The organism is Citrobacter sp. Ce129, from assembly GCF_030334545.1.
Classification (GTDB): Bacteria; Pseudomonadota; Gammaproteobacteria; order Enterobacterales; family Enterobacteriaceae; genus Citrobacter; species Citrobacter europaeus.
Genome location: NZ_JAOWDS010000070.1, coordinates 19615 through 41931, shown reverse-complemented (window position 1 = coordinate 41931; position 22317 = coordinate 19615). Strand labels below are relative to the sequence as shown.

Below are 22317 nucleotides of genomic sequence, written 5' to 3'. Positions count from 1 at the left end.
CCAGGATGTCAAACACGCCAATCGAGCTTAAAGGCAGTAGCTTCACCTTATCAGTGGTTCATTTACATGAAGCAGAACCCGAGGTTATTCGTCAGGCGTTGGAAGACAAAATCGCGCAGGCGCCGGCTTTTTTAAAACATGCTCCCGTGGTGGTTAACGTGAGTGGTCTTGAAAGCCCGGTCAACTGGTCAGCGCTGCAGAAAGTTGTTACGTCTACCGGATTGCGCATTATTGGCGTTAGCGGATGCAAAGACGCCAGACTCAAGGCTGAAATCGACGAAATGGGCCTTCCTTTACTGACTGAAGGTAAAGAAAAAGCTATTCGTTCTGCACCTGTTGAGACCCCGGCTCCCGTTGCTCCGCCGCAAAACGTTACTCCCATCACAAAAACACGATTAATAAATGTGCCGGTTCGTTCCGGTCAGCGCATTTATGCTCCACAATGTGATCTGATTGTTACAAGCCACGTCAGTGCAGGCGCAGAGCTTATCGCTGATGGTAATATTCATGTTTATGGCATGATGAGAGGCCGTGCGCTGGCAGGCGCAAGCGGCGATCGGGAAGCGCAAATTTTTTGTACCCATCTGACGGCAGAACTGGTGTCTATCGCAGGTGTTTATTGGCTGAGTGATAAAATCCCAGCAGAATTTTATGGCAAAGCGGCCCGTCTGCAATTAGCAGAGAACGCTTTGACAGTTCAACCGTTGAATTGATCCCTTTTTAACAAGGAATTTCTATGGCACGCATTATTGTTGTTACTTCGGGTAAAGGGGGCGTTGGCAAAACCACCTCCAGCGCGGCCATCGCTACAGGTTTGGCCCAGAAGGGAAAGAAAACTGTCGTTATTGATTTTGATATCGGCCTGCGTAACCTTGATCTGATTATGGGTTGTGAACGCCGCGTCGTTTATGACTTCGTCAACGTTATTCAGGGCGATGCGTCGTTAAATCAGGCGTTAATCAAAGATAAGCGTACCGAAAATCTCTTTATTCTTCCGGCCTCACAGACTCGCGATAAAGACGCGCTGACGCGTGAAGGCGTCGCGAAAGTTCTGGACGACCTGAAAACGATGGAATTCGACTTCATCGTCTGCGACTCCCCGGCGGGTATTGAAACCGGTGCGCTGATGGCCCTGTATTTTGCCGATGAAGCGATTATCACCACTAACCCGGAAGTTTCCTCTGTACGTGACTCTGACCGTATTCTGGGTATTCTGGCGTCGAAATCTCGTCGTGCGGAAAACGGTGAAGATCCGATTAAAGAGCATTTGTTGCTGACGCGCTACAACCCTGGCCGCGTAAATAAAGGTGACATGCTGAGCATGGAAGACGTACTGGAAATTCTGCGAATCAAGCTGGTTGGCGTGATTCCTGAAGATCAGTCAGTCCTGCGCGCGTCTAACCAGGGTGAGCCGGTTATTCTCGACATCAATGCCGATGCCGGTAAAGCCTATGCTGATACCGTAGACCGTCTGTTGGGAGAAGAACGTCCTTTCCGCTTCATTGAAGAAGAGAAGAAAGGTTTCCTCAAACGCCTGTTCGGAGGATAAGTTATGGCATTACTGGATTTTTTTCTCTCGCGGAAAAAGAGCACAGCGAACATCGCTAAAGAGCGACTGCAGATTATTGTTGCGGAACGCCGTCGTAGTGACGCCGAGCCACATTATTTACCGCAGTTGAGGAAAGATATTCTCGAGGTTATCTGCAAGTATGTACAAATTGATCCTGAAATGGTCACTGTACAGCTTGAGCAAAAAGACGGCGATATTTCTATCCTCGAACTTAACGTGACATTACCTGAAGCCGAAGAATCTAAATAACGGCTTTGCTCAGAGAGTCATCGTTACAAAAAAGGCAGATTATTCTGCCTTTTTTATTTTCTGTTTCTTGCCAGGCTGCTGCACCTTTATTCCAAAGTAAACTTTGGATAGTTTTCGGTAAAATAGCGGCGCAAATACTCAACCGTAATACGGATTTTTGCCGACGTCGCCAGCCGGGAAACATAAACCGCCCAAATATTTGCTGGTTGATAATACTCGGGCAATATGTGTATCAGGTTGCCGCTGGCAATGTTGTCGCAAACGTCCCACCATGACCGCAGAGCTATTCCCTGCCCATCAAGGCACCACTGATGTACCACTTCGCCATGATTAGACGACAGAGGCCCCGTAACTTTAATCGAATGCGCGCCCTCTTTATTGCGCATTTGCCAGATACCAAACGGATGGTCGCGCTCTTTGATGACCAGACAAGGAAAAGTGGAGAGATCGTTGAGTTGCTTCGGCGTCCCATGCTGCCTCACAAATTCCGGCGAGGCGCACAGAATACGGTAGTTAGTCGCCAGCTTGCGGGCAATCAGGTTCGGCGCGATATCATCCCCGATACGAATATCAAGATCGACGCCCTCATTCACCATATCCACCAGGCGGTCTTCAACATCGAACCGCAGTTCTAATTGCGGATACTCTTTTGCCAGCGCAGACAGCGCCGGAGCCACCACCCGGCGGCCAAAACCAAAGCTACTAATAATACGTAGCATCCCCTGCGGGATCTGCCTGGCATCTGATAGCTCATCCATCATCTGATCGACATCCTGCAGGATCCGCTGCGCCCATTCGTAGATCCGCTCCCCCTCTTCCGTGATGGTTACGCGCCGCGTTGTCCGGTGCAGCAGCACTACATTCAGCGTTTGCTCCAGCAGGGCAACGCGCTTACTGATAAAAGCAGGTGAGACGCCCAGCTCTTCGGCAACGGCGGCAAATCCAGCACGACGGGCAACCAGCATAAAGACGCGTAAATCATTTAGCAGCGGAAGATTATTCATGATCTGTGTTTTATGTTTCACCAGTTAGGGGGATTAACTATTAATCAGTCAATTATAGGATAAGGGGAAAGTCAATTTTGATGGCGTACAAGTGAGAGCTGCTATGAAGAAAACCTGGCGTATCGCCGCTATCCCCGGAGATGGCATTGGTAAAGAAGTTCTGCCTGAGGGCATTCATGTGTTGCAGGCAGCCGCCGAGCGTTGGGGGTTGTCGCTCAGCTTTGAGCAAATGGAATGGGCCAGCTGCGAATACTACGCCCATCACGGCAAGATGATGCCGGATGACTGGCATGAGCAGCTGCAATCCTTTGATGCTATCTATTTTGGCGCGGTTGGCTGGCCGGACACCGTGCCTGACCACATCTCATTATGGGGTTCGCTGCTTAAGTTTCGTCGCGAATTCGACCAGTACGTCAACCTGCGCCCGGTGCGCCTGTTTCCGGGCGTCCCTTGCCCACTGGCTGGCAAGCAGCCAGGCGACATTGATTTCTACGTCGTACGCGAAAACACCGAGGGAGAATACTCTGCCCTCGGCGGACGCGTGAGCGAAGGTACCGAACACGAAGTGGTTATCCAGGAATCGGTCTTCACCCGTCGTGGCGTGGATCGTATCTTGCGTTACGCTTTCGAGTTGGCGCAAAACCGCCCACGCAAAACCCTGACCTCAGCAACCAAATCGAACGGCCTGGCCATCAGCATGCCTTACTGGGACGAACGCGTGGAAGCAATGGCGGCTAACTATCCCGAGATCCGCTGGGATAAACAGCATATCGATATATTGTGCGCCCGCTTTGTGATGCAGCCGGAGCGTTTTGACGTCGTGGTTGCCTCCAACCTGTTTGGCGACATCCTCTCCGATCTTGGCCCGGCCTGTACCGGAACGATTGGCATTGCGCCTTCTGCCAACTTAAATCCGGAGCGCACCTTCCCGTCGCTGTTCGAGCCGGTACACGGTTCGGCCCCCGATATCTACGGCAAGAATATCGCCAACCCTATTGCGACTATCTGGGCTGGCGCCATGATGCTCGACTTCCTTGGCAACGGTGATGCCAGCTACAAAGCCGCCCACGACGGTATTCTGGCGGCAATTGAGCAGGTCATTGCCAGCGGCCCGAAAACGCCAGATATGAAAGGCAACGCCACCACCCAACAGGTTGGTGAAGCCATCGCTCAGGCACTGCGTTAGAGGTCAAACCACGAAATATGAGCCGCGTCACTGACGCGGCTTTTTTATGCGTTTTATGCCGCCAATAACCTGCGCCAATTCACCTTTTATTATTTCCGTTCCGTGTTTTATTGCTTCACGCATCGGGCAATTGTTTAATTCATGTAAAAAACAAATAATAAAATTGTTAAATACAAAATCACTGATTCCCTACAGCATGATAACAACGACAGGCTAATGCCATACGCGGGCAACTGTGCCCAGGAGATCCCATGTTGAGCAACGTAAAGAAAAAAGACATGCCGCTGATAGCCATCAGCCTGGTGGCTATTCTTTTCATCGCCGCCACGCTTAGTCTCTTCCCTCAGCAGTCTGCACAAGTCGCAAATACTCTTTTTAACGGCGTTACCCGGATGCTGGGTTCCGCCGTGCAGATCCTCGTTCTGATGGCGATGGGTCTGGTCGTCTGGCTGGCTACCAGCAAATACGGCAACATTCGTCTGGGTGAAGGGAAAGCGGAATACAGCACGCTGTCCTGGCTGTTTATGTTTATATGTGCCGGATTAGGCTCCTCAACACTCTATTGGGGTGTTGCTGAGTGGGCCTATTATTACCAGACTCCGGGTCTGAATATCGCGCCGCATTCGCAAAAAGCGCTGGAATATAGCTTACCCTACTCCTTTTTCCATTGGGGGATCAGCGCCTGGGCGACTTATACCCTGGCCTCACTAACAATGGCCTACCACTTTCATGTGCGTAAAAACAAAGGGCTGAGCCTGTCCGGAATTATTGCCGCTATCACCGGCGTCCATCCGCAGGGCGTGTGGGGTCGCCTGGTTGATTTGATGTTCCTGATCGCAACAGTTGGCGCGTTAACCATCTCTCTGGTTGTCACCGCCGCCACCTTTACCCGCGGTTTATCTGCCCTCACGGGTTTGCCGGATAACTTCACCATGCAGGCGTTTGTGATCCTATTCTCTGGCGGCATTTTCTGCATGAGCTCCTGGATTGGCATCAATAACGGTTTGCAACGTCTGAGCAAAATGGTCGGCTGGGGGGCATTCTTACTGCCGCTGCTGGTGCTGATCGTCGGCCCGACCGAATTTATCACCAATAACATCATCAACGCCATTGGTCTGACGACACAAAACTTTTTGCAGATGAGCCTGTTCACCGATCCACTTGGCAACGGTGAGTTCACCCGCAACTGGACGGTGTTCTACTGGCTGTGGTGGATCTCCTACACCCCAGGCGTGGCAATGTTTGTCACTCGCGTATCCCGTGGTCGCAAAATCAAAGAGGTTATCTGGGCGTTAATCCTCGGTAGTACCGTTGGCTGCTGGTTCTTCTTCGGCGTGATGGAAAGCTACTCAATCCACCAGTTTGTGAACGGTGTGATCGACGTACCGCAGGTTATGGCGACACTGGGCGGTGAAACGGCCGTACAGCAAGTGTTGATGTCGTTGCCAGCCGGGAAACTATTCCTGGTGGCGTATCTGGCGATCATGATTATTTTCCTTGCCTCGCACATGGATGCCGTCGCCTATACCATGGCCGCCACCAGCACGCGTAACCTGCAGGAAGGGGAAGATCCGCAGCGTAGCTTACGACTGTTCTGGTGCGTGGTCATCACCCTGATCCCCTTATCGATTTTATTCACCGGCGCATCCCTGGAAACCATGAAGACCACGGTGGTTCTGACCGCACTTCCCTTCCTCGCCATTCTGTTGGTGAAAGTCGGCGGTTTTCTTCGCTGGGTACGGCAGGACTATGCCCACGTTCCTGCGCATCAAATTGAAAGTCATCTTCCCGAAACGCCAGTTAACGCCCCCGTTGCGCCACCGGCCGGGACATTACTCAAAGGCGACAATTAAGCGCCAGTATAAAACCCTCTTACTCACAAATTAAAAGGTATTCCAATGAGCAATCTAAGCCCTGAGTTTATTCTGCCGCAAAATTTCTGTGCCAACCCGCAGGATGCCTGGACTATCCCTGCCCGGTTTTATACCGACCACCAGGCCTTCGAGCACGAACAAGAGAAAGTGTTTGCTAAAAGCTGGATTTGCGTCGCCCACAGTAGCGAGCTGGCAAAGCCCAATGATTATGTTACCCGTGAAGTGATTGGCGAGAACATCGTGCTGGTACGGGGTCGCGATAACGTGCTGCGCGCGTTCTACAACGTTTGTCCGCATCGCGGTCATCAGCTGTTGAGCGGCGAAGGGAAAGCGAAAAATGTAATTACCTGCCCTTACCACGCATGGGCGTTCAAACTTGACGGCAATCTGGCGCATGCGCGTAACTGCGAAAATGTCGCCAACTTCGACAGCGAAAAAGCGCACCTTACCCCTGTACGTCTGGAAGAGTATGCCGGATTCGTGTTTATCAACATGGATCCGAACGCAGGCAGCGTAGAAGAACAACTCCCTGGTCTTGCAGACAAAGTTATCGAAGCCTGCCCTGACGTGCATGATCTGAAACTGGCGGCGCGCTTTACGACCCGTACCCCGGCAAACTGGAAGAATATTGTCGACAACTATCTGGAGTGCTACCACTGCGGCCCGGCCCACCCAGGTTTTTCCGACTCGGTTCAGGTTGACCGTTACTGGCACACCATGCACGGCAACTGGACGCTGCAACACGGTTTCGCCAAACCGTCAGAGCAGTCATTTAAGTTCGAAGAAGGTGTTGATGCCGCCTTCCACGGTTTCTGGCTGTGGCCATGCACCATGCTCAACGTCACGCCAATCAAAGGCATGATGACCGTTATCTATGAATTCCCGGTGGATGCGGAAACCACGCTGCAAAACTATGACATTTACTTCACCAACGAAGAGCTGACCGAAGAGCAGAAACAACTGATTGAATGGTATCGCAACGTCTTTCGTCCTGAAGATTTACGTCTGGTTGAAAGCGTGCAAAAGGGGCTGAAATCGCGCGGGTATCGCGGTCAGGGCCGCATTATGGCGGACACCAGCGGCAGCGGCATCTCCGAGCATGGCATTGCCCATTTCCATAACCTGGTCGCGCAGGTGTTTCAGGAATAACCCGGGGCTGTAACGACAGACACCGGCGCGTAGTTGAACCGCGCCGGACAGATTTTTTAGGGAGTGCCGCAATGTCTGATTATCAAATGCAAGAAGTCCGGGTCAGTCGGATTGAGACCATTACCGCGCAGGTAAAACGCTTCACCCTAATGGCGACCTCAGGCCAGCCGTTGCCTGCGTTTCAGGGTGGCAGCCATATCATCGTACAGATGCGCGATGGCGAGAACCTATACAGCAATGCGTACTCGCTGATGAGTTCACCCTTCGATACCAGCGCCTGGCAAATCGCCGTACGACTGGAGGAGGCGTCCAAAGGCGGCTCGCGATATCTGCATCAAAAGGTGAAACCCGGCGACACGCTCACGATCTCCACGCCAAACAATCTGTTCGCCCTCGCCCCTCAGGCACAACAACATCTGTTGATTGCCGGAGGTATCGGCATCACACCGTTTTTATCGCAGATCCCGGAGCTGGAACACTCTCAGGCAGAATGGCAGCTACATTATTGCTCTCCCAGCCTGGACAACTGTGCATTTCATGACGAACTCCTGCAGTACCCCAGCGCCGGTCGCATTCATCTGCACCTCTCAAGCGCAGGCACCCGCCTTGATTTAGCACGCCTGCTGGCCGATGTTGAACCCGGCACGCATATTTATACCTGTGGCCCAGCGGTGCTCAACGATGCCGTCAGAGAAGCGGCTTCCAGCCATGGGCTGGACAGCAATACGCTACATTTCGAACAATTTGCGCTGGAAGATAAAAGCGGCGACGCCTTCACCCTGGTGCTGGCGCGTTCCGGGCGCGAGTTTGTGGTTCCGGAAGAGATGACCATTTTGCAGGTTATCGAAAATAACAAAGCTGCACGCGTTGAGTGTCTGTGCCGGGAAGGCGTGTGCGGCACCTGCGAAACAACGATTCTTGAAGGGGAAGCGGATCACCGCGATCAATACTTTAGCGACGACGAAAAAGCCAGCCAGCAGAGCATGCTCATTTGCTGCTCTCGCGCCAAAGGTAAGCGCCTGGTACTTGATTTGTAGCGTTCGCAGGCCGGGTCAGCAATGGCGCGACCCGGCGAGTCTGGTGACTTACTGCGGATATTCCTGCAGCAGCGCGTTGAGACGATCGGACATCAGTTCGCCACGCCAGCCGGAAACCAGCTCCGGCAGGGTCTGCTGCGGCTTTAATTTCCAGTGCCAGTTGAGCAACTGGTTGATCTGACGGCGGGAAGCCAACAGTTCGACGCTAAGATTTTGTTCCGCACTCACTTCGGCAACCAGCGCCTTGATGGCTTTGAACGCCTTGCGATATCCTGGCATATCCATCAAATTCAGTAGCGGCTGCGGCAACGACTCTTCAGGTAAAGCCTGGGCCTTTTCTACCAGCGAGATCAGCGTTTTGCCGTGGAAGCGAATTTCGCTTCCGGAAAGACCCAGGCTATCCAGTTCACCCAGGCTGCCCGGCATATAACGTGCCACCGCCCACAGATGTTCTTCACGCACCACGAAGTTTACCGCCAGATCGCGCTCGCGCGCTTTACGCAGCCGCCAGTCGGCAAGCAGTTGCAGGCAGGCTAACTGACGGGTACGAAGTTGCCAGGCGTTGGTGATGTCGCGCCAGGCATCTTCAGGTGCCAGAATCTCCTGGCGACGCTGTTGCATCAAGCGGCATTCGTCCAGCGCGGCTGGCAGCCAACCGCTGGTTTCAGTTTCAGCCATCAGCTTTGAGGTGATCGGTAACAGATACCAGACGTCAGCCGCCGCATATTCGCACTGACGTTCGGTCAGCGGTCTGGCCAGCCAGTCGGTACGCGACTCGCTTTTGTCGAGCGCCACGCCCGTAAACTCTTCCACCATCGCGGCAAAGCCCCACGACAGCGGACGACCGCAAAAAGCGGCCAGAATTTGTGTATCAATTAACGGCTGCGGAAGTTCGCCAAAAGCGTTGAGGAACACTTCCAGGTCTTCACTGCCCGCATGCAGGAATTTGGTGATGGCGGTATCACGCAGAATATCGCGCAACGGCGACCAGTCGGTGATCCCCTGCGGATCAATCAGAGCAACGTGTTTGCCATCAAACAGCTGGATCAGCCCCAACTGCGGATAATAGGTACGTGTGCGAACAAATTCGGTATCCAGGGCTATCGCCGGAAATTCACGGACGGCTTCGCACAGCGTGGCCAACGCGTCGTCCGTGGTGATCATTTGATAATTCAAATCGTGCTCTCTTAGGTTTACGCCAAAAAAAACGCCGGATTACCCGGCGTTTTCTGCTGGCTGACTTAACGCTCAGCCTTTATTGTCCACTTTGGCGCGCGCTTCGTCACGTAATTCTCGTCGCAAAATTTTACCGACGTTAGATTTCGGCAACTCATCGCGAAACTCAACCAGCTTCGGTACTTTATAGCCCGTCAGGTGACGACGACAGAAAGTAACCAGCGCTTCATCGGTTAACGAGGCGTCTTTCTTCACCACGAAAATTTTCACCGCTTCACCGCTGCTGCCGGACGGAACGCCAACTGCAGCTACTTCCTGCACGCCAGGATGTTGCATAACCACGTCTTCAATTTCGTTCGGATAAACGTTAAAGCCGGAGACCAGGATCATATCTTTCTTACGATCGACAATACGCAGGAAGCCTTCGTCATCCATCACCGCAATATCGCCAGTGTGCAGCCAGCCATCTTTGACGATTTCGTCAGTGGCGTCTGGTCGCTGCCAGTAGCCCAGCATCACCTGCGGACCTTTCACGCACAGTTCGCCCGGTTCTCCCGGCGGCACTTCGTTGTCGTCGTCATCCACCAGTTTGACCTCGGTGGAAGGAACCGGTAACCCGATACTGCCGCTATGGTAGTCGATATCGTGAGGGTTGACGCTCACCAGCGGGGCGCACTCCGTCAGACCATAGCCTTCCAGCAGATACTGCCCCGTCAGCTTCACCCAACGTTCAGCTACCGCTTGTTGAACCGGCATGCCGCCGCCTGCTGAAAGGTGCAGTGACGAGAAATCCAGTTGCTGAAACTCTTTGTTATTCAGCAGCGCGTTAAACAGCGTATTGACGCCGGTCATCGCGGTAAACGGATACTTCGCCAGCTCTTTGACCAGTCCTGGGATATCACGCGGGTTAGTAATCAGCAGGTTTTGACCACCCAGCTCAATAAACAGCAGGCAATTCATCGTCAGCGCAAAAATGTGATACAGCGGTAGAGCCGTTACCACCAGTTCTTTGCCCGGATGCAGCAACGGGCCGTAGGTGGCGTTAACCTGCTCCAGGTTAGCCAGCATGTTGCGGTGCGTGAGCATCGCGCCTTTCGCCACGCCGGTTGTCCCGCCGGTATATTGCAGGAACGCCAGATCTTCCGACACCACTTCGGGTTTCACATACTGCATGCGATAACCGTTTTGCAGCGCACTGCGAAACGAGATGGCATCCGGCAGGTTATATTTCGGCACCAGCCGTTTGATATACTTGACGACAAAGTTGACCAGCGTCCCTTTTGCGGTCGACAGCTGATCGCCCATACGCGTCAGGATCACGTGTTGTACCGACGTTTTGTCGACCACTTTTTCCAACGTGTGGGCAAAGTTGGACACGATGACAATCGCCGACGCGCCGCTGTCATTAAGCTGATGTTCCAGCTCGCGAGGCGTGTAAAGCGGGTTAACGTTCACGACGATCATGCCGGCACGTAAAATCCCAAACAGTGCGACCGGATATTGCAGCAGGTTCGGCATCATCAGCGCGACGCGATCGCCCTTTTTCAGCCCCAGGCCTTGTTGTAAATAGGCCGCAAATGCCCGGCTCCGCTCTTCAAGCTTGCGGAAGGTCATCACCTCCCCCATGTTTACGAACGCGGGCTGATCGGCATACCGTCTTACTGAGTGTTCAAAGAGTTCCACCAGGGATTGATAACGGTCAGGATTGATCTCCGCAGGAACACCAGCGGGATAACGGTTAAGCCAAACCTTTTTCAATACATCACCTCTAAAATGCGTATTCGTCGTCATCACAACCCCAGGCAATAAACAAACTGTTAACATAATATTAACTCAGCGTACCAGTTTGTTTATTACACAACGACAAGGTTGCGAAGCACGTCACTATTTATTTTTCTTATATCCACGTTAATGCAGAAACAGCGGACGAGCCGCTGTTTCTTTTACCAATAAAACAAAGAGTTACTCAGTGACTATGGTCTGAACCTGTGCCGGGCCAGGATTGTACCATCCCCATCCGCCGTAGCCACCGTAAGGCCAGCCACGCGCACCGTAGAACCAGGGGTCGATAGGCTGAGGCGGCATAACAATTTGCTGAGTAATATGCCAGCGTTTATAACCGGTTACCTGCATCAGCATGAATTTATACGGCGTATTACCGATTTTTCCGTCCACCGTACCGCTAATCGGACCGACGACGGTAACCAGTTGCCCGCGAAAGTCCACCGGGTCGAGGAAGCCATTTACATCAGCATATATCCGCCCGCGGGAGGCTTCGCCCAGCACGGGTCGCGCTCCGCTATCAAGAGGAACGGTGGCTATTTCCAGACGAGATTTCCCCTGCTGGTTCTGAATATCCACCACTTTGCCGCCGAAACGCGCCTCCTGACCGACATACAGCTGCGGCGCATTCATTACCCGCACCAGATCCTGCTGCGGCGTTGGGCTCGAACCTTTAATTGCGTCCGGGATGGTGACGCAGCCGCTAAGCATTAACGCTAATGCTCCCGCCAACACACCTTTCAAGAACTGCTTTTGCACCGCCATATTGCGACTCCCTTTTCTTAGCTTCTGCCCCGGCCTGTTCACCATGTTGCGTACTGACGCCTGCGCGAATTAACCGGGGATGTACTACTAAGATTCATTCTTTACCGGGAAGTTTCTTCCACGCGACGGTGTTACGTAAATAAACCGGTTCAGCATGTTCAACCGCCACGGTGTTACCGGCAGCCAGCATTTGCGTGGCAACAGGCAGCATATCTTCAGCGGCCGGAAGCAAAACGTCGCCATCGCGGAGCATCAGACCGCTATCTTTGCCAAGTTCAGGCCACGCAGGCCAGCCCGTGCCGACCGTTACCCACTCGCCAGACAGCTGCAGTAAACGCTCATGCACCTGCTCGGGGGTTAACACCGCTTCGGTTTCTTCGCCGCGCCAGTTTCCGTTGTCATCACGCTGGTATTCAGCCCAGTAGACTTCGCCCATTCGCGCGTCAATTGCAGCCAGTACACGGGTCGTACCCGACTTACGCCAGGCTCCCTGCGCCATTGTCGCCAGGGTGGAGACGCCGATCATGGGTAAATTCGCGCCTAACGCCAGCCCCTGAGCAATGCCAATCCCAATACGTACGCCGGTGAAACTGCCGGGACCGCGACCAAACGCCAGGGCGTCGATATCGGTTAACGTAAGATCGCCAGCGGCCAGGATTTCCTGGACCATCGGTAAAATTCGTTGGGTGTGTTCTCGTGGGCAAAGCTCGAAATGAGCCTTGACAGTACCGTCATTCCACAGGGCAACAGAGCACGCCTCTGTGGCGGTATCGATAGCCAGAATTCGCATGGGTGTTTATGATCAGGTCAAATAAATTTGGCGCGCATCTTACCACACTCCGTTACAAATTACTCAGTCGTTGGTATGGCAAGAAAGCGAACAGCGCGAGCAATGTCACGCGTACGCGGCGCAGGAGGAAGGCTCGCCAGGAAGGTGGCGCCGTAAGGCCGCATCACCAGACGATTGTCGCAAATCACCAGCACTCCACGATCGTCGGCGTCACGAATCAAACGGCCTACCCCCTGTTTCAGGGTGATGACCGCATCCGGCAACTGAACGTCTTCAAACGGATCGCCGCCGCGCAAACGACAGTCTTCCATCCGTGCTTTTAACAACGGGTCGTCCGGCGAGGTGAACGGTAGTTTATCGATAATTACCAGCGACAGCGTATCGCCACGCACGTCCACGCCTTCCCAGAAGCTGCTGGTGGCAACCAGTAACGCATTACCTGCGCTGACAAATTGCTGTAGCAGTTGTCCTTTGCTGGTTTCGCCCTGCAGCAGTACAGGGAGCGTCATGGTGGCGCGGAATTGTTCAGCCAGATCGCGCATCATCGCGTGTGAGGTACACAGCATAAAGCAGCGACCGTTATTCGCTTCGATAATGGGACGCAGCATGGATGCCAACTGACGCGCAGCCCCCGGCTGATTGGTTTGCGGGAGATTACGCGGCACGCACAGCAGCGCCTGGCGGGTGTAATCAAATGGACTTGGCAGCAGCATCGACTCGGCATCTTCAATACCCAGCCGCGCGGTGAAGTGGTGAAGATCATCGTTTACCGACAGCGTCGCGGAGGTAAAAATCCAGCAGCCCGGCTTTTGTTCCATCACTTCTTTAAATTTATCCGCCACCGTGAGCGGCGTCAGCGCAAGGGTGAAATGGCGGGAGGTGCATTCATACCAGTAGCTGAAGCCCGGCTGGTTGATCTCTTTCAGGCGCTTCAGACGAGCGCGGTAAAGCGTGGCGCGTTCAAACGCGGCATCCAGCAAGGCCGAACGTCCGAGAGACAGTTTCGCCACGTCGTAACACAGCTCCAGCGTGTCATCGAGCAACAAAAACGCGCGTTGTACGCGCTGGTCAGCCAACAGTTCCCGCAGGTTTCCACGATAGCCCGGCTCGCCAAGCTGTAGGCGAAAGTCCTGAGCGCTTTGCGCCAGACGGTCGGCGCATTTTTGCAGCTGCTGAGTGTCTTTCAGCTCGGTGCGATAGGCAATGGTGATGTCTTTCGCCAGATCCAGCAGTTGGCGACTGGAGAGCGATTGACCAAAGTACTGGCTGGCAATATCCGGTAACTGGTGAGCTTCATCGAAGATCATCACCTCCGCTTCAGGGATCAGCTCGCCAAACCCACTCTCCTTCACCACCATGTCAGCGAGAAACAGATGGTGGTTTACCACAACCACATCTGCCTCCATTGCTTTTTTGCGCGCTTTAACGACAAAGCACTCTTTATATAGCGGGCAGTCGCTGCCAAGACAATTGTCGTTAGTGCTGGTCACCAGCGGCCAGGCCTGAGAGTCTTCCGCCACGCTAACGCAGGTGCTGATGTCGCCATCAAGGGTTTGATTTGACCATGAGCGCAGAAGGATGACGTCGCTCAAAGTTTGCACCGGCAGGTCGCCGCCCGCCAGCGCCTGTTGTTCGAGACGCTCAAGGCACAGATAATTTGAACGCCCTTTCAGCAGCGCCAGTTTACCGGTGAACTCCAGCGCTTTCGCCACGGTGGGTAAATCCCGGCTGTAAAGCTGATCCTGTAACGCCTTCGAGCCCGTGGAGACAATCACCTTCTTTCCGGCACGCAGCGCAGGGGCAAGATAAGCGTAGGTTTTACCCGTTCCGGTTCCGGCTTCTACAACAAGCGGCTGTGATTGTTCGATAGCATGACTGACTGCGAAAGCCATCTGCCGCTGTGGTTCACGCGGTTTAAAACCGGGTATCGCTTTAGCCAACTGACCGTCTGCTGCAAAATCGTCCGTCACACTGCCCCCTGTTCATTTGAACAGGGATTATGTCAGGCCAGCGGCTCTTTCGCCAGTTGAAGAGGTGACGTGGGCACAACATTATGGCAGTCTTGGCGCAACCCAAAGCTATTTAAAAACCCGTAAATGAGGAATGATTTATGACGATTGTGCGCATTGATGCCGAAGCGCGTTGGTCCGACGTGGTAATCCACAACAACACGCTGTATTACACCGGCGTGCCGGAAAATCTGGATGCAGACGCCTTTGAACAAACGGCAAATACGCTGGCGCAAATTGATGCGGTGCTGGAAAAACAGGGCAGCAACAAGTCACGTATTCTTGATGCCACCCTGTTCCTGGCGGATAAAAACGATTTTGCCGCCATGAACAAAGCCTGGGACGCGTGGGTTGTTGCGGGTCACGCGCCGGTACGTTGTACCGTTCAGGCCGGGTTAATGAACCCGAAATATAAAGTTGAGATCAAGATTATCGCTGCGGTATAAGCGGCGTTACTCGTCTTCATCTTCAAAACGCGCCACAATCCGCTCGCCGGTATGGCTGGCGCGTAACTCTTCAGCAACCAGAGCAATGGCTTGTCCGCTGCTCATCCCCTGCGACATCAGCTCCTGAATACGCTCTACCGCTTTTTGCTGCTGCTCATGACTGAGTGAAGGTAAACCTGCAAACATTGTTAACTCCTGCTAAATTGTCTGCGCTAATTATTTCATGCTACCGCGCAGTTAGCCAGTAGCGTAGCAACGAGTCAGGACTGATGAAGACGTTATCTCCCGCAGTAATCACATTACCCTGGCGTCAGGACGCCGCTGAACGCTATTTTTCGACCTTAAGCCATCTGCCCTGGGCGATGCTGTTGCATTCTGGTCACGCCGACCATCCGCATAGCCGCTTTGATATTCTGGTGGCTGACCCAGTCGCCACGTTGGTTACGCAGGCTGAAGAGACCGTTGTGGATGACGGAGACGCCACCGTACGCACGCTTGATGATCCGATGACGGTATTGCAGTCAGTTCTTAGCGCACGCAAGATCACCCCTGATTATCACCCGGACCTGCCGTTTCAGGGCGGCGCGTTAGGCCTGTTTGGCTACGATCTTGGCCGACGCTTTGAGTCTCTGCCCGCTATTGCCGGGCGCGATATTGCACTTGCGGATATGGCGATAGGCATTTACGACTGGGCGCTGATTGTCGATCATCAGTTGCAGACCGTATCCCTGCTCAGCCATACCGATGTTGAAGCGCGGCTGCAATGGCTCAACGCGCAACAATCATCAATAGGTGAGCCATTTACATTAACCTCGGCGTGGCAGTCCAATATGAGCCGTGCCCAGTACGGCGTAAAATTCCGCCAGGTACAGCGCTACCTGCACAGCGGCGACTGCTATCAGGTCAACCTTGCCCAACGTTTTCAGGCGCATTATCAGGGCGATGAGTGGCAGGCATTTGTCAGACTCAATCGCGCCAACCGCGCCCCGTTTAGCGCGTTTATTCGTCTTGAGGAAGGCGCAATCCTCAGCCTTTCGCCGGAACGATTTATTCTGCTGGAAAACCAGCACATCCAGACGCGTCCGATTAAAGGCACGCTACCGAGGCTTGAAGATACCGATGCCGATCGAGAGCAGGCCCGGAGGCTGGCGAACTCGCCGAAAGATCGTGCGGAGAACCTGATGATCGTCGATTTGATGCGTAATGATATTGGCCGCGTTGCTGAACCGGGTTCGGTACAGGTTCCGGAGCTGTTTGTGGTCGAACCGTTCCCTGCTGTTCATCATTTGGTCAGCACCATTACCGCGCGTCTGCCAGAGTCATTACACGCCACCGACCTGCTGCGCGCCGCCTTCCCTGGCGGCTCTATTACCGGTGCGCCGAAAGTGCGGGCGATGGAAATTATTGACGAACTGGAGCCGCAAAGACGCAACGCCTGGTGCGGCAGCATTGGTTATCTGAGCTTTTGCGGCAATATGGATACCAGCATCACCATTCGCACGCTGACGGCCACAGACGGACAAATTTATTGTTCCGCTGGCGGTGGCATTGTGGCGGACAGTCAGGAAGACGCGGAGTATCAGGAAACGTTTGATAAAGTGAATCGTATTTTGCACCAACTGGAGAACTGAGACGTGGAATACAGCAGCCTGACGCTTGATGATTTTTTATCGCGCTTCCAACTCCTGCGCCCGCAGGTCAACCATGCCGCGTTAAACCAGCGCCAGGCCGCCGTACTGATCCCTGTCGTACGTCGTGCGCAGCCTGGGTTGCTGTTAACCCAACGATCCGTTCATCTGCGCAAGCACGCCGGACAGGTCGCCTTTCCCGGCGGTGCGGTGGATAGCAGCGACGCCTCGTTGATTGCCGCCGCCCTTCGCGAAGCGCAGGAAGAAGTGGCGATCCCCCCTTCTTGCGTTGAGGTGATTGGCGTTCTGCCACCGGTCGACAGCGTGACCGGCTTCCAGGTCACACCGGTGGTAGGGATTATCCCGCCAAATTTGCCGTATCGCGCAAGTGAAGACGAAGTTTCCGCCGTGTTCGAAATGCCGCTGGCGCAGGCCCTGCATTTAGGTCGTTATCACCCGTTGGATATCTACCGCCGCGGCGATTCACATCGTGTATGGCTTTCCTGGTATGAGCAATATTTCGTCTGGGGAATGACCGCCGGAATAATTCGTGAGCTGGCGCTGCAAATTGGCGTCAAGCCCTGACTATACTTATCTTTACGCGCTCCATAGACAACTTGAAACTCAGGTCACAACATTAGTAAAACCGCGGTTATCTATTAGTTTAATTCATGTGAATAGTTAAGCCGATCGCCGCGTTCCCTCTTACACTATGCGCAGTTATAACATCGTTACTGGAAACCCCAGTCGCCCTGTAGGAGTATTATCGTGATTAGTCTATTCGACATGTTTAAGGTGGGGATTGGTCCCTCATCTTCCCATACCGTAGGGCCTATGAAGGCGGGTAAACAGTTCGTCGATGACCTGGTCGAAAAAGGATTACTGGACAGCGTTACTCGTGTCGCCGTCGACGTGTATGGTTCACTGTCGCTCACGGGTAAAGGTCACCACACCGATATCGCCATTATTATGGGTCTGGCAGGCAATGAACCTGCTACCGTGGATATTGACAGCATCCCCGGATTTATCCGCGACGTAGAAACGCGTGGACGCCTGCTGCTTGCGCAGGGGCAGCACGAAGTGGATTTCCCGCAGAATGACGGGATGCGTTTTCACAATGGCAACCTGCCGCTGCATGAAAACGGGATGCAGATCCATGCGTACAATGGCGAAACCGTCATTTACAGCAAAACTTACTACTCCATCGGCGGTGGATTCATCGTTGATGAAGAACATTTTGGTCAGGATGCCGCGGGCGAGGTCAGCGTGCCTTATCCGTTCAAATCCGCCACTGAAATGCTGGAATACTGCAACACCACCGGCCTGTCTCTCTCTGGTATGGCGATGCAGAACGAACTTGCTCTGCACAGTAAAAAAGAGATCGAAGAGTACTTTGGCAACGTCTGGCAGACCATGCAGGCCTGTATCGATCGCGGTATGAACACCGAAGGCGTACTGCCGGGTCCACTGCGCGTTCCTCGTCGTGCTTCAGCTTTGCGTCGTATGCTGGTTTCCAGTGATAAGCTGTCCAACGATCCGATGAACGTGATCGACTGGGTAAACATGTTCGCGCTGGCCGTAAACGAAGAAAACGCCGCGGGTGGTCGCGTAGTGACTGCGCCAACCAACGGTGCCTGCGGAATCGTGCCTGCGGTACTGGCCTATTACGATCATTTCATCGAGTCCGTCAGCCCGGATATCTATACCCGTTATTTCCTGGCCGCCGGCGCGATTGGCGCGTTGTACAAAATGAACGCGTCTATCTCCGGTGCAGAAGTCGGTTGTCAGGGTGAAGTGGGCGTAGCCTGCTCCATGGCTGCCGCAGGTCTGGCTGAACTGTTAGGCGCAAGCCCTGAACAGGTGTGTGTTGCTGCCGAAATCGGTATGGAACATAACCTCGGCTTAACCTGCGATCCGGTTGCCGGTCAGGTACAGGTTCCGTGCATTGAGCGTAATGCCATTGCTTCAGTGAAGGCGATCAACGCTGCGCGTATGGCAATGCGCCGTACCAGCGCTCCGCGCGTCTCGCTGGATAAAGTCATTGAGACCATGTACGAAACAGGTAAAGACATGAATGCCAAATACCGCGAAACGTCACGCGGTGGCCTGGCAATCAAAGTTCAGTGTGACTAATACTTAATTTTCGCCCATCTGCGACGGATGGGCGAATTTGCCCTCTCGCCCTCGTCTGCCGTAATTTTCCCCACTACACTTGCTCTGTTGCTGTTGGCTACTGTGACCAACGGCTTATCGGGCGGCCCGCATGCAAACAGCACAACGGATCATCAAAAACTATCGCCGGAATCGCTTAATCGTCTGCACATTATGTGCACTACTGACGCTCATCCTCACATTAGCTGTCCGATTTATTTCGGAGCGTAATTTAAATCATCATAATACCGTCACCTTTGCCAACCACGCCGTTGAAGAGTTGGATGACATACTTTTACCCCTACAGACCGGACGCGATATGCTGTTGCCGTTGATTGGTCTCCCCTGCTCAGTTGCACGTTTACCCCTGAGCAAACATGCTGCCAGGCTACAAACGGTACGCTCTATCAGCCTGATTCAAAGCGGGATCCTTTATTGCTCCAGCATTTTTGGTTATCGCAATGTGCCTGTTCGTCAACTGGAGCCTGAATTACCCAGCCGGGAGCCGCAGCTGCTGCTGTCTACCGACCACTCGCTGATTAAAGGCAGTCCGATTCTGACGCAATGGTATCCATCCTCTGCCGATGGCGAAGATGGCGTACTGGAAATCGTTAATATTGATTTATTATCGTCGATGCTGCTTGAACCCCAGCCGCCGCAAATCACCAATGCCAGCTTAACCGTCGGTAATCGCCATTTGCTATACGGACAAGGTGTTGTCGATACGCTCCCTGAACTGAATAATGAAAAACGCTACCAGCTCTCATCGCAGCATTTCCCCTTTACCATCAGCGTCACCGGTCCTGGCGCCAGCGAACTGGCGATTAAACATCTGCCAACACAGCTTCCGCTGGCAGTGATCCTGAGTTTATTAGTGGGCTACCTGGCATGGCTGGCAACCGCCAGCAGAATGAGCTTCTCCTGGGAGATCAATCTGGCCCTTGCGGCACGGGAATTTGAGCTGTTTTGCCAGCCGCTGCTCAACGCGCAAACCCAGCAATGCATGGGCGTGGAAATCCTTTTACGCTGGAATAACCCGCGCCAGGGTTGGATCTCTCCCGAAGTATTTATTCCCATCGCTGAGGAACACAACCTGATAGTGCCACTTACCCGTCATGTCATCGCAGAAACCATTCAGCAGCGGCACGTTTTCCCGATGAGCAGCCAGTTTCATATTGGAATTAATGTTGCCGCCAGCCATTTTCGTAACGGTACGCTGCTAAAAGATCTCAACCAGTACTGGTTCAGCCAGCACCCTATTCAGCAGTTGGTTATCGAACTCACCGAACGCGATGCGTTACTGGATGTGGATTATCGGGTCGTGCGCGAATTAAATCGGCTGGGCGTAAAGCTGGCAATTGATGATTTCGGCACCGGCAACAGCTCTCTCTCCTGGCTGGAAAAGCTCCGCCCGGATGTGCTGAAGATTGATAAATCATTTACTTCTGCGATTGGAACAGACGCCGTAAATTCAACCGTCACAGACATCATTATCGCGTTGGGTAAAAAACTGAACATTGAACTGGTGGCGGAAGGCGTTGAGACACAGGCGCAGGCACAGCATTTGCGCCGACACGGCGTACATTTATTGCAAGGTTTTTTGTATGCGAAGCCGATGCCGTTGCGCGATTTTCCAAAATGGCTGGCGGGCAGCACGCCGCCGCCCACCCGGCATAACGGGCGGCACAGTATGCCCGTCATGCCGTTTCGCTAAACCCGATTACTCGTCTTCGTCGTGAGCGGGTTGTTCTTTAACAATGCGAACCAAATCCACACGATAGTCATTCGCTTCGACAATCGTAATGCTCAGCGGCGGAACGTCGATAACATCACCTACGCGTGGAATATGGCCGTTAGCCGCAATGACTAAACCTGCCACCGTGGCGATGTCTTCATCTTCATTCACTAACGTATCTACGTCCAGCGCCTGCTGCAACGCATGCAGATCGGTACCGCCTTTCACCAACCAACCACCTGCATCAGCAATAATTTCAGGGGTTTCATCGGCGTCCGGGAATTCACCGGCGATGGCTTCTAATACGTCCAGCGGCGTGACCAGACCCTGTACTACGCCAAACTCGTTAGTGACGATGACAAAGCTGCCGCGGGCACGGCGCAGAACGCCTAACAGATTGATTGGATCCAGCGTTTCCGGGACAACGATAGCCGGAGACGCAGAGGCAATCGCCGCCACATCTACACCGTCTTCCAGCGCCACCAGCAGCTCTTTAGCACGCACAATACCGATGATTTCGTCCAGTTCACCGCGACATACCGGGAACAGGCTGTGAGGTGAAGAAAGCAACTGCTCGCGTATTTCCGCCACGCTCAGGTCGGCATCAACCCAGCTAATTTCACCCCGCGGCGTCATAATGCCACGTAATGAACGCGACGCCAGAGAGAGGACGCCGTTGATCATATAGCGTTCTTCTTCCACAAATGCGCCTTCCGGAACGGGAACCGGCACCGGGTTGTCGGATTCCATCTGCGCGCTGGCCTGGCGTTTACCGCCCATCAGACGCAGGATGGCATCGGCAGTACGCGCACGCAATGGCAGTGTTGACTGGTGACGAATAAAGTTACGACGGGCAATCTGGTTAAACAGCTCAATGATGATCGAGAAACCAATCGCCGCATACAGATAGCCTTTCGGAATGTGGAAGCCAAACCCTTCGGCAACCAGGCTCAGACCGATCATCAACAGGAAGCTCAAACACAGCACCACCACCGTCGGGTGTTGGTTCACAAATCGGGTCAGCGGCTTAGAGGCCAACAGCATCACGGCCATGGCAATCACTACTGCCGCCATCATCACTGGCAGATGGTTGACCATACCGACCGCCGTAATAACAGCATCCAGCGAGAACACGGCATCGAGGATGACAATCTGCGTGACGACAACCCAAAAGCTCGCATACCCTTTCGTCTGCCCGGTATCATGTTCACGGTTTTCCAGCCGCTCATGCAGCTCTGTCGTAGCCTTGAACAAGAGGAAGATACCCCCCAGCAGCATAATCAGATCGCGCCCCGAGAACGCATAGTCCATTACCGTAAACAGCGGCTTTGTCAGCGTCACCATCCACGAAATCACGGACAACAAGCCCAGACGCATAATCAGTGCCAGTGACAAACCGATTAAACGCGCTTTGTCTCGCTGTTTCGGCGGCAGCTTATCAGCCAGGATCGCAATGAAGACCAGGTTATCAATACCCAGAACAATTTCGAGAACGACAAGCGTGAGCAAACCCACCCAAATCTGCGGGTCCATTAATAATTCCATGACAAGCTCCTGCTTAAGGAATGACCAAACTGCGCGCTGAGGATCTCAGGCGTTAAAGCGATATGCAGAGAAAATTTGTGGCAAAAAGTGCCAATCTGACAGGCTTGATACGGCCTGAAGGTGAAATGACGTCGGTGACGATCCATATGGTGGGCTACTGCCCTATACTCCTGAGTAATTAAACAGATGCTAAACATAACAGAGACAACCGGTTTTTAGCA

21 protein-coding genes are annotated in these 22317 nt (G+C 53.5%); 12 read left to right on the top strand and 9 right to left on the bottom strand.

Annotation, left to right across the window (positions count from 1 at the left end; genetic code table 11):
• The first annotated feature begins 5 nt into the window (after positions 1–5).
• Genes minC through minE form a run of 3 tightly spaced genes read left to right on the top strand, consistent with a single transcriptional unit; the run spans position 6 to position 1819 of the window.
• Positions 6–713 carry a septum site-determining protein MinC gene (gene minC / locus OGV77_RS18240; protein ID WP_043016058.1) on the top strand — a complete coding sequence of 236 codons (708 nt, stop codon included), beginning with the start codon at positions 6–8 and terminating at the stop codon, positions 711–713.
• Between the two features lie 23 nt (positions 714–736).
• Positions 737–1549: a septum site-determining protein MinD gene (gene minD, locus OGV77_RS18235; RefSeq protein WP_003020956.1), complete on the top strand. Its 813-nt coding sequence runs from the start codon at positions 737–739 to the stop codon at positions 1547–1549.
• 3 nt (positions 1550–1552) lie between these two features.
• Positions 1553–1819, top strand: coding sequence for a cell division topological specificity factor MinE (gene minE, locus OGV77_RS18230; protein WP_001185666.1), 267 nt, complete (start codon positions 1553–1555; stop codon positions 1817–1819).
• Positions 1820–1905: 86 nt separating this feature from the next.
• Here minE and OGV77_RS18225 read toward each other — a convergent pair whose 3' ends face one another.
• The gene (locus OGV77_RS18225) at positions 1906–2823 is read right to left on the bottom strand and encodes a LysR family transcriptional regulator (RefSeq protein ID WP_043016057.1); all 918 of its coding nucleotides are present in this window, start codon (positions 2821–2823) and stop codon (positions 1906–1908) included.
• A gap of 103 nt (positions 2824–2926) precedes the next feature.
• Here OGV77_RS18225 and OGV77_RS18220 point away from each other — a divergent pair, with 103 nt between their 5' ends.
• The 4 genes from OGV77_RS18220 (at position 2927) to OGV77_RS18205 (ending at position 8069) form a co-directional block, all read left to right on the top strand.
• The gene (locus OGV77_RS18220; protein ID WP_047410579.1) at positions 2927–4009 is read left to right on the top strand and encodes a tartrate dehydrogenase; all 1083 of its coding nucleotides are present in this window, start codon (positions 2927–2929) and stop codon (positions 4007–4009) included.
• A 251-nt stretch (positions 4010–4260) separates the two neighbouring features.
• The gene (locus tag OGV77_RS18215) at positions 4261–5862 is read left to right on the top strand and encodes a BCCT family transporter (RefSeq protein WP_043016055.1); all 1602 of its coding nucleotides are present in this window, start codon (positions 4261–4263) and stop codon (positions 5860–5862) included.
• Positions 5863–5907: 45 nt separating this feature from the next.
• Entirely contained in the window at positions 5908–7032 is a 1125-nt protein-coding gene (gene yeaW / locus OGV77_RS18210) for a carnitine monooxygenase, oxygenase subunit YeaW (protein ID WP_043016054.1), read from the top strand.
• Positions 7033–7103: 71 nt separating this feature from the next.
• Positions 7104–8069 (top strand): PDR/VanB family oxidoreductase, encoded by a 966-nt coding sequence (locus OGV77_RS18205; protein ID WP_087050934.1) that lies wholly within the window; start codon positions 7104–7106, stop codon positions 8067–8069.
• Positions 8070–8117: 48 nt separating this feature from the next.
• On the opposite strand, the gene rnd is transcribed toward OGV77_RS18205, so the two are convergent.
• The 5 genes from rnd to yoaA all read right to left on the bottom strand — a co-directional run bounded on the left by rnd (position 8118) and on the right by yoaA (position 14552).
• On the bottom strand, positions 8118–9233 hold the full coding sequence (gene rnd, locus OGV77_RS18200; RefSeq protein WP_043016052.1) for a ribonuclease D: 1116 nt from the start codon (positions 9231–9233) through the stop codon (positions 8118–8120).
• Between the two features lie 84 nt (positions 9234–9317).
• The gene (gene fadD, locus OGV77_RS18195; RefSeq protein WP_123915245.1) at positions 9318–11003 is read right to left on the bottom strand and encodes a long-chain-fatty-acid--CoA ligase FadD; all 1686 of its coding nucleotides are present in this window, start codon (positions 11001–11003) and stop codon (positions 9318–9320) included.
• 204 nt (positions 11004–11207) lie between these two features.
• Positions 11208–11792 carry a Slp family lipoprotein gene (locus OGV77_RS18190; RefSeq protein WP_043016050.1) on the bottom strand — a complete coding sequence of 195 codons (585 nt, stop codon included), beginning with the start codon at positions 11790–11792 and terminating at the stop codon, positions 11208–11210.
• 94 nt (positions 11793–11886) lie between these two features.
• The gene (gene tsaB, locus OGV77_RS18185) at positions 11887–12582 is read right to left on the bottom strand and encodes a tRNA (adenosine(37)-N6)-threonylcarbamoyltransferase complex dimerization subunit type 1 TsaB (protein WP_087050936.1); all 696 of its coding nucleotides are present in this window, start codon (positions 12580–12582) and stop codon (positions 11887–11889) included.
• A gap of 59 nt (positions 12583–12641) precedes the next feature.
• Positions 12642–14552, bottom strand: coding sequence for a DNA repair helicase YoaA (gene yoaA / locus OGV77_RS18180; protein ID WP_087050937.1), 1911 nt, complete (start codon positions 14550–14552; stop codon positions 12642–12644).
• 140 nt (positions 14553–14692) lie between these two features.
• Here yoaA and OGV77_RS18175 point away from each other — a divergent pair, with 140 nt between their 5' ends.
• Positions 14693–15037: a RidA family protein gene (locus OGV77_RS18175; RefSeq protein ID WP_003020984.1), complete on the top strand. Its 345-nt coding sequence runs from the start codon at positions 14693–14695 to the stop codon at positions 15035–15037.
• A 6-nt stretch (positions 15038–15043) separates the two neighbouring features.
• On the opposite strand, the gene OGV77_RS18170 is transcribed toward OGV77_RS18175, so the two are convergent.
• Positions 15044–15223 (bottom strand): YoaH family protein, encoded by a 180-nt coding sequence (locus tag OGV77_RS18170; RefSeq protein ID WP_003020986.1) that lies wholly within the window; start codon positions 15221–15223, stop codon positions 15044–15046.
• A gap of 83 nt (positions 15224–15306) precedes the next feature.
• On the opposite strand from OGV77_RS18170, the gene pabB reads away from it, so the two are divergent.
• The 4 genes from pabB (at position 15307) to pdeD (ending at position 20530) form a co-directional block, all read left to right on the top strand.
• Positions 15307–16668, top strand: a complete 1362-nt coding sequence (pabB, locus tag OGV77_RS18165) for an aminodeoxychorismate synthase component 1 (protein WP_087050938.1) — start codon at positions 15307–15309, stop codon at positions 16666–16668.
• Positions 16669–16671: 3 nt separating this feature from the next.
• Positions 16672–17250, top strand: a complete 579-nt coding sequence (locus OGV77_RS18160; RefSeq protein WP_005122183.1) for a CoA pyrophosphatase — start codon at positions 16672–16674, stop codon at positions 17248–17250.
• 183 nt (positions 17251–17433) lie between these two features.
• A complete protein-coding gene (sdaA, locus tag OGV77_RS18155) occupies positions 17434–18798 on the top strand; it encodes an L-serine ammonia-lyase (RefSeq protein WP_043016046.1) in 1365 nt (454 codons plus the stop codon).
• Between the two features lie 130 nt (positions 18799–18928).
• Positions 18929–20530: a cyclic di-3',5'-guanosine monophosphate phosphodiesterase PdeD gene (gene pdeD / locus OGV77_RS18150; RefSeq protein WP_043016045.1), complete on the top strand. Its 1602-nt coding sequence runs from the start codon at positions 18929–18931 to the stop codon at positions 20528–20530.
• Between the two features lie 6 nt (positions 20531–20536).
• Here the strand turns inward: pdeD and yoaE are convergent, their stop codons facing one another.
• Positions 20537–22096 (bottom strand): CNNM family cation transport protein YoaE, encoded by a 1560-nt coding sequence (gene yoaE, locus OGV77_RS18145; RefSeq protein WP_043016044.1) that lies wholly within the window; start codon positions 22094–22096, stop codon positions 20537–20539.
• The gene (locus OGV77_RS24915; RefSeq protein WP_370766360.1) at positions 22084–22242 is read right to left on the bottom strand and encodes a protein YoaL; all 159 of its coding nucleotides are present in this window, start codon (positions 22240–22242) and stop codon (positions 22084–22086) included. The genes yoaE and OGV77_RS24915 overlap by 13 nt, the downstream gene beginning before the upstream one ends.
• Between the last annotated feature and the right edge of the window lie 75 nt (positions 22243–22317).